Origin of the sequence: Gordonia tangerina, assembly GCF_021556435.1 — a bacterium.
Lineage (GTDB): Bacteria > Actinomycetota > Actinomycetes > Mycobacteriales > Mycobacteriaceae > Gordonia > Gordonia tangerina.
On the sequence record NZ_JAKGCU010000006.1, the window covers coordinates 74,498 to 88,076 of the forward strand.

Here is a 13,579-nt window from a genome sequence, read left to right on the forward strand (position 1 = left end):
GGCCCTCGCCCAGCGGCTCGTGCCTACTCGACCAGCGGTTGGGGCGTCCTGCTGATCGAGTAGCCGCGAACGAAGTGAGTGGCGTACCTCCTGCTGATCGAGTAGCCGCGAACGAAGTGAGTGGCGTATCGAGATCGACCGTCAGTAACCACTCGACCGCATCGGCGCCGGGTCGTACAGTCCCGAGCGGCGCGCCGTACCGAGGTCGAGTTCGGCCGGCGGTGCCGGGGCGATCTCGGTGAATCGTTGCAGGCCGCCCCAGTCGCGACCCCAGTTGTTGCGCAGGTAGGTCGGCAGCAGGGTCGGTTTGAGCATCGCCTCGGTGATGCCCAGCGGTCCGCCGGCCTTGCCCGACATCCAGGTCTGGCTGTTCTTCCGGGTGGCCTCGGCGTCGGGCATGATCCGCCACTGCGGCACCTCGAGCACACCGTCGGACACCGCCATCGGCTGCTGACAGGGGAACACGAACCCTGGAAGCCAGTCGATGAACACCGGATCGGTGGTGCCCACGACGTCGTTGAGCGTCTGCAAGGTGGTGACGCGCGGCGGCGTGATGGCCACCCACTCCGACGGGGCGCCGGCGGTGTCGCGCACCTCAACGCGCACCACATCCGCGCGCGGTGGGGCATCGGCGAGCGGGTAACGCAGGTTGCGCCAGATGGGTACCTCGCCGATGTCGATCGGCGACATCATCCCCACCGGAGTCACCGAGCCATCCACCTCGGTACGACCGAATTGCACGTTCACCTGCTGCCCCGCGTGCTGCACACCCAGGCCGTCGACGGCCTCCACCGAACCGGCGGCAGCGATCGTCAGCAGCGGGGCGTCGGCGCTGCGGGCCGGGAGTTGGTACCAGTCGGTGGTCAGTGATCCGGTGCCGGTGGGCGAACCATAGCTGCCCAGCACCGGGGTGTTGGCCGGGTTCAGACCGAACGGCAGGCTCACGGTGGAGCCGTTGACGCCGCGGACGCCTTGACCACCCTCCGTGCCGCCCTGCGCGGATTCGCTGGTCTCGGTGGATTCGTCGGCGCCGGCCCCGGTCTGGGCCGTGTTCTGTGCTGACGTCGTTGCGGTGTCGGCGTCCTCGGTGGAATCGACCGACAGGCGGTTGGGGACGCCGTTCGGGGTGAAGCCGGGCGGGTTGGTCGAGCCGGCGAGCGCCGCCGAGATATCCGGCGCCGCGCGACCGTCCACGGCCGCCGGGAGCAACAACCCGGTGTTCGGGTCTGCCTCCACCAGCACGTCGTTGGCCAGGGCGCACTCGTTGCCGGTCAACGCCCGCGCGTTGGATTTCAGCCACGACCAACTGTCGCGTTGTTCGTAGGCGCCCTTGACGAAGGACAGGACCATGAATATCACCATGAACGCCGAGATCACCGGTAGGGGTGAGAACTTCAGCTTCGACAACCATCCGGAGCCGCCGCGGGTGCGGGTCGACTCGTCGACGTAGTCGTCGCGGAAGTGGTACCACAGACCGACCAACGCGGTCACCACCGCGATCACCAGGATGGCCCAGCCCACCTTGATCCCGGCGATCGACGGTGGCCGATCCCACCACGGCACACCGAAACTGCCGACAAACCACCAGCCGTTGGTTCCGGTGAACGAGATCGCGGTGACCGCGAGGACTGCGGCGGCGAAGAAGGTGCGGTTGCGGCGTGACCGGAGTATTGCCGGTGCCATCATTGCGCCGGCCGCCGCGGCCAGACCGGCCGCGATGCCGGCGTACACACCGAAGTGGTGGGTCCATTTGGTGGGGGTGAACGCGATGAAGAACATGGTGCCCAGCGTCACTGCGATGAGTCGCCAGATCGGTGCGCGGGCAACACCGTTGGGGTGCTCGCGGCGCAGTAGCCGCAGCAACACCACCACCAGGCACAAGATCATTATCAGCACACCGAATCGGCGGGCGAGCGTGCCGTCGGCGGTCGGCAGTATCAGGTAGTAGTAGCGCACCGGCTCCGACCACCACTCCAGCGTGGGCCCGACGTCGGAGGCGACCTTGTTGCCCGCGATCAGCGGGGCCAGTGGCTGGTCGAAGAAGATCTGGTACAGCACCGCGGTACCGGCGGCCAGGATCGGTGCGATCATCGCGAGCAGTCCGTCGCGCCGACGTCTCGTCACCAATGTCTTGATGACCGGCCGGATTCCGGCGAGCAACGCCGCGACGGCCATCAGGCCACCCGGCGCGAGCGCGAGGGTGAACGCGGCGGTCACCACGGCGACGGCATAGGGCAGCAGTCGCCGGGTGGCGATGGCGCGTTCCACACAGCACCAGGTGAGCAGCGCGCCGACGGCCTCGGCCGGTTCGGGCCGCAGACCGTTGTTGTAGGGCAACCAGATCGCCAGGAACACGAACGCGGCCGACCACACCGCGGGGGTGCTGTTGCGCACTGCCCGCCCGAGTCGCGGGATCACCTCTCGGCTGATCAACCACCAGCCGAGCAGCCCGAGCAGGAATGCCGGCAACCGCATCCACGGCGCGGCGAGGCTCACATGGGTCATCGCCGCGATGACCTGGAAGTGCCATCCGAACGGATCCTGCGGGACGCCGAAGTATCGGAAGTAGTTGTCGGCGTATCCCGCTTCGCCGGCGATGCGGCCGACGGTGAAGTTGTAGCCGTCGTCGGAGGTGTTGGCGCCGCCGATCCACCAGAACGCCAGGATCGCGAACACCGCGATGTCCGGACCGCGGATGGTCCACCAGCCCGATGGCAGGAACCGCTTGTGGCTGCGGCCGTCGGCCCGGTCGAGGATGCCCAGCGCGATCAGCGACAGGATCGTCATCAGGATGCCGAGGACGATCACTGCGACCTTGAGCGGCGCCGGAGTGCTGACGTAGCGCGTGTCGATGGTGGCGTGCAGCGACAGTCCCTCGCGCGATGCCGTCGCCGGAAGATCGGTGTAGACGCCGACGATCTGCGGGCGCAACTCGTGGTCGGGGACGGAGAAGGTGTGTTGGCCGTCGCCGGTGACGTTGTCGATGCGGGCGTTGACCCCGTCGCCATCGGCGTGGAACACGATGTGGCAGTTCGGATTCGCCTGCGCCGCGGCGCGTGGCGTGTTGAGGATCACGACGTCACGGTCGGTGACGAGCAGCGCGTCCTGTGTGGCCCGGATCATCAGGGCCCGCGCCGCCGCATCCTGCCCGCCGGCCGGGATGGTGGACAGCAGCATCCCGCCGGTGTCGGGCAGGTCGGACGCCAGTGCGCACGGCACGGTCACGTCCATGTCGATGGGTACATACGACACCAGCGGGGCGGCGACGTCACCGACCTGCTCTCCCTGCGGCCAGTTCAGTTCCGCGGTGGACTGATTCACCGGGAGCAGCGGGGTGACGAGCGCCATGAGGAAACCGAGCAGACCGGCCACCACCGCGACGATCCGGGCGGTCCGGTGATCGATGCGCGGTGCACGGGTGCCGGTCGACGGCGCGTCGGTCGTCGGTGTGTCAGTCATCGGATTGCGGCTCCACCCTGATCGAACCGGTGCGCGACCAGCCCCATTGCGTCGATTGCGTTGTGTCGAGCCGGACGTCGGCGGCCCCCGGGACCAGCGGCGTGAGCCGTTCCAGCGCACCCCATTCCCGCGTCCAGTCGTCCTTCAAGTACGTCGGCACAGCCTGCGCCGATGTCGTCGACTCGGAGATCGAGAGCAGGCCGCCGTCGGCGCCTGCCTGCCACGTCTTCGACTGCGAGTTGGTCAGCGGATAGTCGCCCATGATGCGCCACTGCGGTACCTCGGCGACTCCGTTGGCGATGTGCAGCGGGCGCTGGCACGGGAAGTGGGCTGCGACGATGAAGTCGATCAGCGTGGGTGCCCGCGACCCGACGACCCGCTGCAGGGTTTGTAGCCGCGGCGCGCGGGGCGGGGTGACGGCGATGAACTGGTCGCGGCCCAGATTGTTGTCGGCGAGTTCGAGTCGCATCGCGGTGGCCCGCGGCGGAGCGGCACTCATCGGGACCCGCAGGTTGCGCCACGGACGATTGGTGATGACCGGGCCCGGGTCGATCGGCAAGACGTCGGGGCCCACCTGGACGAACTCACCATTGGGTCCAGGTCGCCCGAACTGCACCACCAGCTTCTGTCCGAACACACGGACCCCGAAGGTGTCGATCGTGGACACCGCTCCGGCGACGCTGAACACCAGCAGCGGCGACACCGCTCGTACCGCCGGCAGCTCGTACCAGCCGGTGGTCATCTGGGCCTGACCCGGATAGCCGAAGCTCCCCAGGACGGGTGTGGTGGCCGGGTCCAGGCCGTAGGGCAATGCCGCAGTGGACCCGTTGACCGTCCGGGGGCCCTGCCCGCCGGTGGTCCCGGCACCGAGGCCGCCGGTGATCGCGAAGGGGCGCGAGAAACTGGCCGATACGTTCATCTGGCCGGGGCGCTGATTACCCGGATCGGGCAGGAGGTCGTTCGGGATGCCGTTCGGGGTGAATCCGACCGGATCGGAGCCGGTCAACGCCTCGGTAATCGACTGCCCGTTCGCCGGCGTCAGCATGCCGGAGTTGGGGTCCGGCTCCACCAGGACCTTCTCCGACATGCCGCAGCTGTTGCCGCGGAGGGCGTCGATGTTCTCGGCGAGCACGGTGGTCGCCGGATACCGGGTGACGGCGGCCTTGGCGAACACCAGCACCTCGGCGATGACCATCAGGCCGGCGACCACCGCGATCGGCGACGACGCCAAGAACAGCCGACGACGGTCGGCGCGACTCTGGTCACGTCCCTCACCGGCGTGCGCGAGCCCCTTGTTCTCCACGTAGTCCAGCCGCAGGTGCTGCCACACCGCGACCGCGGCCGCGACGACCGCCAGGACCAAGAACATCGTCGACACCGGCCGGCCGGCCAGCACAGGGGCGCGGTCGAACCAGGAGATGCCGTATTCGTAGGCGAACGGCCACGAGTTGTAGCCGGCGGTCGCCGCGGCGAGGGCGAACAACAGGCCGGAGATGAACACCGTCAGGTTGCGGGCAGACCGCGCCGCCGACTGCGCGACCGCCAGGGTGGCCGTCGCCGCCAGCGCGGCGGCGAGCCCGGCGAAGATGCCGAATTGGATGGTCCACTTGGTCGGGGTGAACGCCAGCAACAGCAGGGTGACGCCTACGGCGCCGACGAGACGCCACGCCGGGCCGGGGTCGACTCCGCGGATGCGGGTACGGCGCAGCAGGACGGCGACGGTCACGATCAGCGCAGCAAGCAGGAGCAGGACCGGCACCCGGCGGGTGAGTGTGCCGTCGTCGGTGGTGACGGAGATGAAGTAGTAGCGCAGGTACTCCTGATGCCAGCTGATCACCGGCCCCACCTGGTAGCGGATCTTCATCGCCTCCACGACAGTGGCCAGCGTCTGGTCGCGGAACACCACGATCAGCACCAGCAACCCGGCGGCGGCCATCGGTGCCAGCAGGGCGAGGGTGCCCGCCTCGCGGCGGCGGTCGAGCAGGATGTGCAGCAGCGGGCGCGCGGATACCAGCAGGATGGCGACTGCGATCACGCCGTGCGGGGCCAGTGCCAAGGTGAAGCCGGCGGCGATGGCCGCCAGCGCGGCCGGCAGCAGCCGTCGGGTCGCGATGGCCTGCTCGGCGGCCCACCAGGTGAGCACGGACCCGAGCACGATCATCGTCTCGCTGCGCAAACCGCTGTTGAACGGCAGCCAGAACGCGAGAAAGACCAACGCGGCAGCCCAAATCGCCCAGCCACTGCGGCGCACCGCCGCGCCGAGCCGGGGCAGCAGGACTCGACTGAGCACGAACCACGACGCCAGGCCCGCCAGCAGCGGCGGAAGATGCATCCACAACAATGACGGTGAGATGGCCGACCAGTGGGCCAGGAAGCTGTAGTACCAGTCGAACGGCGCCTCGGGGATGCCGTACCAGCGGTAATAGTTCGCGAGGTAGCCCGAGGCGTCGGCGGTACGGCCCATGTTGAGGATGTAACCGTCATCGGCGGTGCCGGCGCCGAGCACCGTCCACACCATCAGCACGCCGGTGACCACGATGTCGGCAGGGCTGGGAACCGCGATGCGCCATCGTGGGCGGGTGCGCACGCCGATCCGTCGGTGATATCCGTGGACGCGGTCGAGCACTCCGAGCGCGATCAACGCCACCAGCACCGCGATCACCGCGAGCACCATCACGATCAGCTTCAGGGTCGTCGGCGAGCTGACGTAGCGGTTGTCGATCTGCACCTGCACCCGCAACCCGTCCTGAGCTGCGGCGGTGACTTCCGCGGTGGGGAGATCGGAGAAGATGCCGTCGACCTGCGGACGTTTGTCCGGCGCCAGCACGGTGGGCTCACCCAGCCCCACGAACTGGGCGCCGGGCCCCGACGGCTCGGAGAAGATACGGAGATCACTGCATTGCGACAGTTGATCGCGGGGTGCGCTCGCCGCCAGGGAGTTACGGAAGGTGACCGACACCGCGTCGCGGCCGGCGGTGACATACAGCGCCGAGGACCTGCTCTGGGGAGCGTCCGCGGGCATCGTCGTCAGCACGTCGCCGACCGGCGCCGCGGCGAGCACGCTGCACGGGATGGTGGCGTCGAGGGACTGCGGTGTCTGCGCGATGAGCGGGGCCACCACCGACGACGACTCGGGCGACAGCTGCTGACCCTGCGGCCAGACGAAAGAGGCCTCGGTGGATTCCACCGGCAGAAACGGGGTGATCGCACAAAGGACGGCCCCGATGATGCCGGCGACGATCGCCACCGTGCGTGCGGTGCCCGCGGACACCCTGGTTCTGGGCTGCGCCGCGTCGGGCGCCGCGTTCGGGGCTGTCACAGGCACGATGTCTGATGCTAAGCGACTTCGCGGTGAGTACCTAGTCAACGGTCGCAGCCGCCGGTCATCTCCGCGGAGCGGCTCACGGTACTTTCAGGACTGTCGATTAGGGTCACCGACTGATGACTGAGACTTCCCGACGGCTGCCGGCGCGCACGTGGGCGACGATTGCAACCGTCGCCGGATTCGTGGCGATCCTCGCCGCCGTCCTGACGCCGTTGCTGCCGGTGAACGAGCGTACCGCCGCCATCGACTGGCCCGACCGGGACCTGACGAGCGCCGCGAGCGCGTCGGTGACCGCGCCGCTGGTGGCACAGACACCGGCTGGGCTCGACGTCACGATCGGGTGTGCCACGCTGGCCGCCGCGGCGACCAACGGGCCGACGATGGTGCTGTCGACGATGCCGCCAGCCGGTACCGACGCGTCGGCGAAGGCGCTGTTCGTGACGGCCGCACCGACCGGGGTCGATGTGGTCCTGCGCGGACAGGAGTTGTTGCGCATCCCGTCCGACCGGCTCGCCGACTGCCAGCGGCTACGCATCCGGGCGTCGTTCGACGGTGTCGAGGCGCGCGCTGTCGGCGCCGGCATCGTCGCCACCGCCGACCCGGCCGCCCGTCCGCAGGTCTCCGGCATCTTCACCGACCTCGATCCCGAGACGGTGACCCGCGCGGCCGCCGACGACGGGTTCGCGGTGCACATCGACGTCGACAACCGGTTCGAGTCGTCGCCGTCGTGGATCAAACTGCTGGTGATGATCATCGGAGTGCTCGCGGTGATCGTCGCGTTCGTCGCCATCGCCGCCCTCGACGTCGCGCACGGCTATCACCGCCGGATCGGGCGACTCGACCTGCGTCGGCTGTTCGCCCCCCGGATCGCCGACCTCGCGGTCACCGCGGCCCTGGTGATCTGGCATTTCCTCGGCGCGGGATCCTCCGACGACGGCTACATCCTGGCGATGGGCCGCAACGCGTCCGACGCCGGTTACCTCGCCAACTATTACCGTTTCTTCGGCATCCCCGAGGCGCCGTTCGACTGGTATTACGCCTTCCTGTCGCACTGGGAGGCGGTGTCGACGGCCGGTGTGTGGATGCGACTGCCCGCGCTGCTCGCGGGCCTGGCCAGTTGGTTCATCCTCAGCCGGGTGCTGCTGCCCCGACTAGGTGGCGCCGTACGCCGGTCCCAGTGGGCGATGTTCACCGCGGCTGCGGTGTTCGTTGCGTTCTGGATGCCGCTGGCCAGCGGACTGCGCAGCGAAGGCATCATCGTGCTCGGTTCGCTGCTCACCTGGTGGGGGGTGGAGCAGGCGGTGGCCACACGCCGGATGCTGCCGGCCGCCGGCGCCGCACTGGCCGCCGGGATGACCCTCGCGCTGGCGCCGCACGGGTTGATCGCGGTCGCCCTGCTCATCGCCGGATCGCGGCCCATGCTGCGCACTGTGCGTCGGCGCCGAGCCGAGAACGGTCTGCTCCCACTGCTCGCTCCGGTAGCTGCGGCGGCGGCCTTGGTGGTGATCGTGGTGTTCCGCGACCAGACCCTCGCCACGGTCGCCGAGGCGGTGCGCGTGCGCTACACCGTCGGGCCCACCCTCGTCTGGTACCAGGAACTGCTGCGGTTCTACTACCTGTCGCTGACCACCCAGGACGGCTCGCTGGTCCGCCGCGTCCCGATGTTGCTGCTGATCGCCGCGGTGTTCGTGACGCTGGCGGTGATGTTGCGGCGCAAACACATCCGCGGAGTCGATCCGGGTCCGGTGTGGCGTGTCATCGGCGCGATCCTGTTGACCGTGCTGCTGCTGTCGTTCACGCCCACCAAGTGGACCGTCCAATTCGGCATCTACGCCGGGGTGGGTGCCGCCATGGCGGCGGTGGCGACGGTGGCAGTCGCCCAGTCGGCGCGGCGCTCGCCGCGCAACCTGTGGATGTACATCGCGGTGCTCATGTTCGCCTGCGCGCTCGCCATGGCGGGGGAGAACGCCTGGGGCTGGGCCTACGACTTCGGCATCTCCTGGTTCGACAAGGCGCCGTCGATCGCCGGCACCCCGCTGTCGTCGATCTTCTTGGTACTCACCGCGCTCGCACTGGCGGTGGCCATCTGGTTCCATCTGCGCATCGACGTGGACGCGGAGAAGGGGAAGGTCCGCGATGATCACGCTCCGGTGTCGCGCACCCAGTCGGCGGTGTCGTCGGCGCCGATGCTGGTGATCGCGACGCTGGTCGTGATCGTCGAACTGCTGCTGTTCGCCAAGGCCGCGGTGGCGCGGTCGGACACCTACACGACGTTCAGTGCCAACATGCGGGCGCTGACCGGTGACACCTGCGGGATGGCCGACGACGTGCTGGTTGAGGACAACCCGAATCGTGGTGCACTGCAACCGATCGGCACCGACGACATCTCCCGCGCGCTGGCCGGCGAATCCACCGGCTTCGGGCCGGACGGGGTGGCCGGCGACCTGATGCCCGACCCCACCGCGCTCGGCGCCGGCACCATCAACACCTCCGGGGACCTGTCGCGGCCGTTCATCGTCAGCGGCGGGGCCCCGGGCACCACCGGCGGTCGCGGCCCCGAGGGAATCAACGGTTCAACCGCCGCACTGCCGTTCGGTCTGTCGGCCGAGACCACCCCCGTGTTGGGTACCTACGGGCACGACAACGGTATCGCCGAGCTGACGTCGATGTGGTACCGACTGCCCGCCCGCGACTCCTCGCCGCTGCTGGTGATCACCGCGGCGGGACCGGTGTTCTCGGTCGACGCCGACGGTGTGCCACGCGGCGGCCGCTCGCTGAAGGTACAGTTCGGGCGAGCCGGAGACGGCCCCGAGGGCTTCCGCCAGGTCGGTGAGGCATATGTGCCGATCGATCCCGGTCCGGAGCGGCCGAATCGGCCGTGGCGCAACCTGCGCATCCCGATGTCGGCGGTACCCGAGAACGCCACCGCCATGCGGATCAGTGCAGTGGACAACAACGTGAGTCCCGATCAATGGCTGGCCATCACCCCGCCTCGGGCACCGCAACTGCAGACCCTGCAGCAAGTGGTGGGCACAGAAACTCCGGTGCTGCTGGATCTCTCGGTGGGCAGCCAATTCCCGTGCCAGCATCCGATGGGAACCCGTCACGGCGTTGCCGAGATCCCCGAATGGCGCATCGTGCCCGACCAGACCACCACCAACTCGAAGTCCAAGACGTGGCAGGCCGCGATCAACGGCGGCATCCTGACCACCCCGGAGGCACTGACACGTGAGGCCACCATGGCGACCTACCTCGACGGCGACTGGTATCGGGACTGGGGAGGTCTGCGACGTCTGACGCCGTTGGTGCCCGAGGCTCAGCCGGCCCGGGTGAGTACCGGGACGTCGTCGACCTGGGGTTGGATGCGCCCGGGTGCGATCAGGGTGGTGGCACAGGATGACTGAGAACGCGCAGGCACGCCGTCCGTCGGCGCGAAAGCTGAAGAACGCCAAGATCGTCGCCGTGGTGGCCGGAGCGATCGGAGTGCTGCTGGCGATCCTCGCGCCGTTCCTACCGGTGACCTACACCAAGGCCGAACTGCAGTGGCCACAGCCCGGCAGTAGCAGTCTGGAGAACGTCGCGGCGCCGAACGTCGCATATGTGCCGGTGTCGATGGACATCTCGGTGCCGTGCGCGCTCGCCTCCGACCTGCCTCCCTCCGGTGGGGTGCTGCTGTCGACGGTCCCCGAGAACGGTGCCGAGGCGAACACCGTCGGCCTGTTCATCCGTGCGACAGCCGACCGGCTGCTGGTGACGCAGCGTAACGCGGTGTTGCTGAACGTGCCCCGCGCTGCCGCAGCGCAGAGCGCGAACTGCCGCATCGTGATCGATTCCGACACCAGCGGAACCCGCGGATCGGTCGAAGGGTTCGTGCCCGCCGACGGAGATCCGGCGACGTTCGACCTCGCCGACCCGAACGCGCGACCCCAGATCATCGGTGTCTACACCGATCTGCCGGCCGACGCCCCGACCGATGGGCTCTCGTTCACCTCCACCGTGGACACCCGGTTCAGCACCAGCCCGACCCTGCTCAAGGGGCTGGTGCTGATCGTCGGCATCGTGATGACGATCGCCTCGATGGCCGCGCTGGCGGTGCTCGACTCGCGCGACGGGCACCGGTTCGGGTTGGGCCTACCGGCGCGGTGGTGGCGGCCGACCCTGCTCGACGGGGTGATCACCGCAGTGCTGTTCGGTTGGCTGTTCGTCGGCGGCAACACCGCTGATGACGGCTATCAGGTGACCGTCGGGCGTGTGGCGCCCGACGCCGGCTATCTGGACAACTACTACCGCTACTTCGGTGCGCCACAGGACCCGTTCGGCTGGCACTACCGCTATCTGGCGCTGTGGATGGAGGTCAGCACCGCCACCCCGTGGCTGCGGTTGCTGCCGTTGTTGTTCGCGCTCGTCGGCTGGTTCCTGATCAGCCGGTTCGCGCTGCCCCGTCTCGGTCGGGCGGTTCGCACCTCCCGGGCAGCGTATTGGGCGGCGGGACTCGGCTTTTTGGCCGTGTGGCTGCCGTTCAACAATGGACTCCGGGTGGAACCGGCACTGAGCGTGGGCATTCTGCTGACCTGGGTGCTGGTGGAACGCGCCATCGCGACGGGGCGATTCTTCCCACTGACCCTGGCGGTGGTGGCCGCGTGGGCAACCCTGACGATTCACCCGGCCGGCGCGATCGCGATTCTGCCGCTGCTGGCGGCGCTGCGCCCGCTGCTGCGGCGTCTGCGCCGACGCCGCGCCGACGACGGCTTGCTGCCGCTGCTGATGCCGGTACTCGCCTCTGGCCTGGCCGTGCTGTTCCTGATCTTCGTCGATCAGACCCTGGCCACCATCCTCGAAGGCGTTGACGTGCAAGGTGTCGTCGGCCCCACCAACGAATGGTGGACCGAGGCGATGCGCTACTACATCCTGCTCAACCCGACCCCCGACGGGTCGATCGCGCGTCGCGTCGGCATCTTCGTCACCTTCCTCGCCGCCATCATCATCGTGCTCACGTTGCTCAGCAAGCGGCGAGTGCCGGGGGTGGCCACGGCGCCGCTGTGGCGGTTGCTCGCGGTCGCGGCGGGTGCGGTGGCCGTGCTGGCCTTCGTGCCCACCAAGGCCACCCATCAGATGGGTGCTTTCGCTTGTCTCACCGGTGTTCTCGCAGCTGCGGCGACCGTTTTTCTGCGCCCGGAGGTGATGCGGCGGCGCTGCAACCGGACGTTCATCGCCGCCGCGGCGGCCTACGCCCTAGCGGTGGCGTTCGCCGGACGCAACCAGTGGTGGTACGTCGGCAGCTACGGGATCCCGTGGGCCGATGACACCCCCAACGTCGCGGGCATCGGGTTGTTCATCCCGATCCTCGCAGTGGCGGGGGCGCTGACCGTGCTCGGCGTCTGGCAGTACTACCGCGACGACCGGGCGGCCGAGAGCGGTGTGCAGCCGGTGGCCGGTTCGTCGCCGAGCCTGATCCAGCGGATGCCGACGTATTCGCTGGCCATCATCTCCGCTGCCGTATTGCTGTTCAACTTCGTCTCGTTCGCCAAGGCGTATCAGACACAACGCGATTCGTGGTCATGGGCCAGTTCCAACCTGAACGCGATACAGGGTGAGCCGTGCGCACTTGCCGACGCCGTGCTGGTGGAGGCCGATCCCAACGAGGGTCTGCTGACGCCGGCCCGTGTTGCCGGACAGAGTGATCGGTCTCCCGGCGGTGCGCTCGCCGGCGCAGGCACCGGTTCGATGGAAGGATTCGATCCGAACGGGGTCTCCGCGCATCTGGAGAGCGAAGCAGAAGCCGACACCACCGCCAGTGGCGTCGACCGGACCCAGACCGATCCCACCGATGCCCAGTCCGAACCCAGCGGTACGGCGGGATCGGCGGACACCGGGGGCGGCACCACCGCGACCCGCGGGGTCAACGGATCATCGGTGCGGCTGCCGTTCGGTCTGGACCAGAGCCGGGTACCGGTGTTGGGAACCTACGGAACTCCCACCGGGCGTGGGCAACTTACGTCCGACTGGTATCAGTTGCCGGAGCGATCCGATGACACACCGCTGGTCACCATTTCGGTGGCCGGGACCATCGAATACGTCGACGAACTGGCCGTCACCCATCCGGGGCAGAAGCTGCGACTGGAATTCGGTCGCGTCGAGCCGGACGGCAGGGTCACCACCGTGGCATCGATGGTGCCGTTGGACATCGGCAACGACCCCGAATGGCGCAACCTGCGGTTCCCGCGGGATCAGGCCCCGCCGCGGGCGTCGGTGGTGCGGATCGTCGCCGAGGACACCTCGGGCAATCCGGCCCAGTGGCTGGCGGTGACCCCGCCGCGGGTGACCCCGTTGGTCACCTTGAATTCGCTGGTGGGTAGCGAGGATCCGGTGCTGCTGGACTGGGAGGTCGCCTTCGCCTTCCCATGTCAGCGGCCGGCGACGGTGGTCAATGGTGTGTGGGAGACCCCGCAGTGGCGGATCACGCCCGATGCCGAAGGTGAGCGGGTGAACTCACGGCGCTGGATGGCCGGTGACTACGGTGGTCCGCTCGGCATCGTGGAGAACGAACTGCGGCCCGTGGTGCTGCCGTCGTATCTCCGCAACGGCTGGGCCAAGGACTGGGGCAGCCTGCAGCGCCTCACCCCGCTTCAACCCCAGGTCGACGCCGAGCTCGTACTGACCGAAGAAGACCACGGCGGCCTCTGGACCCCCGGCCCGATGCGCGCGATCAGGAACTGACCCGCCCCCGCCCGGTTTTGTAGTACGAACCTGCGCTTTCCGCACGGTTCGTACTACAAAACCGGGGGGGTGGGTTGA

At 68.7% G+C, this 13,579-nt stretch carries 4 protein-coding genes; 2 read left to right on the forward strand and 2 right to left on the reverse strand.

The genetic code is table 11. From position 1 onward, the window contains the following. Positions 1 to 141: 141 nt before the first annotated feature. Entirely contained in the window at positions 142 to 3,459 is a 3,318-nt protein-coding gene (locus tag L1892_RS09365; RefSeq protein ID WP_235723325.1) for an arabinosyltransferase domain-containing protein, read from the reverse strand. Continuing rightward, positions 3,452 to 6,784, reverse strand: coding sequence for an arabinosyltransferase domain-containing protein (locus tag L1892_RS09370; protein WP_235723326.1), 3,333 nt, complete (start codon positions 6,782 to 6,784; stop codon positions 3,452 to 3,454). The genes L1892_RS09365 and L1892_RS09370 overlap by 8 nt, the downstream gene beginning before the upstream one ends. Positions 6,785 to 6,900: 116 nt before the next feature. Between L1892_RS09370 and L1892_RS09375 the strand changes: the two genes are divergently transcribed. Beyond that, the gene (locus L1892_RS09375; RefSeq protein ID WP_235723327.1) at positions 6,901 to 10,188 is read left to right on the forward strand and encodes an arabinosyltransferase domain-containing protein; all 3,288 of its coding nucleotides are present in this window, start codon (positions 6,901 to 6,903) and stop codon (positions 10,186 to 10,188) included. Beyond that, positions 10,181 to 13,501, forward strand: a complete 3,321-nt coding sequence (locus L1892_RS09380; protein WP_235723328.1) for an arabinosyltransferase domain-containing protein — start codon at positions 10,181 to 10,183, stop codon at positions 13,499 to 13,501. The genes L1892_RS09375 and L1892_RS09380 overlap by 8 nt, the downstream gene beginning before the upstream one ends. Positions 13,502 to 13,579 lie beyond the last annotated feature (78 nt).

Excerpts from the sequence above, each read along its gene's own strand:
- L1892_RS09365 (WP_235723325.1), bottom strand. The coding sequence starts at position 3,459 with ATGACTGACACACCGACGACCGACGCGCCGTCGACCGGCACCCGTGCA.
- L1892_RS09375 (WP_235723327.1), top strand. The coding sequence starts at position 6,901 with ATGACTGAGACTTCCCGACGGCTGCCGGCGCGCACGTGGGCGACGATT.
- L1892_RS09380 (WP_235723328.1), top strand. The coding sequence starts at position 10,181 with ATGACTGAGAACGCGCAGGCACGCCGTCCGTCGGCGCGAAAGCTGAAG.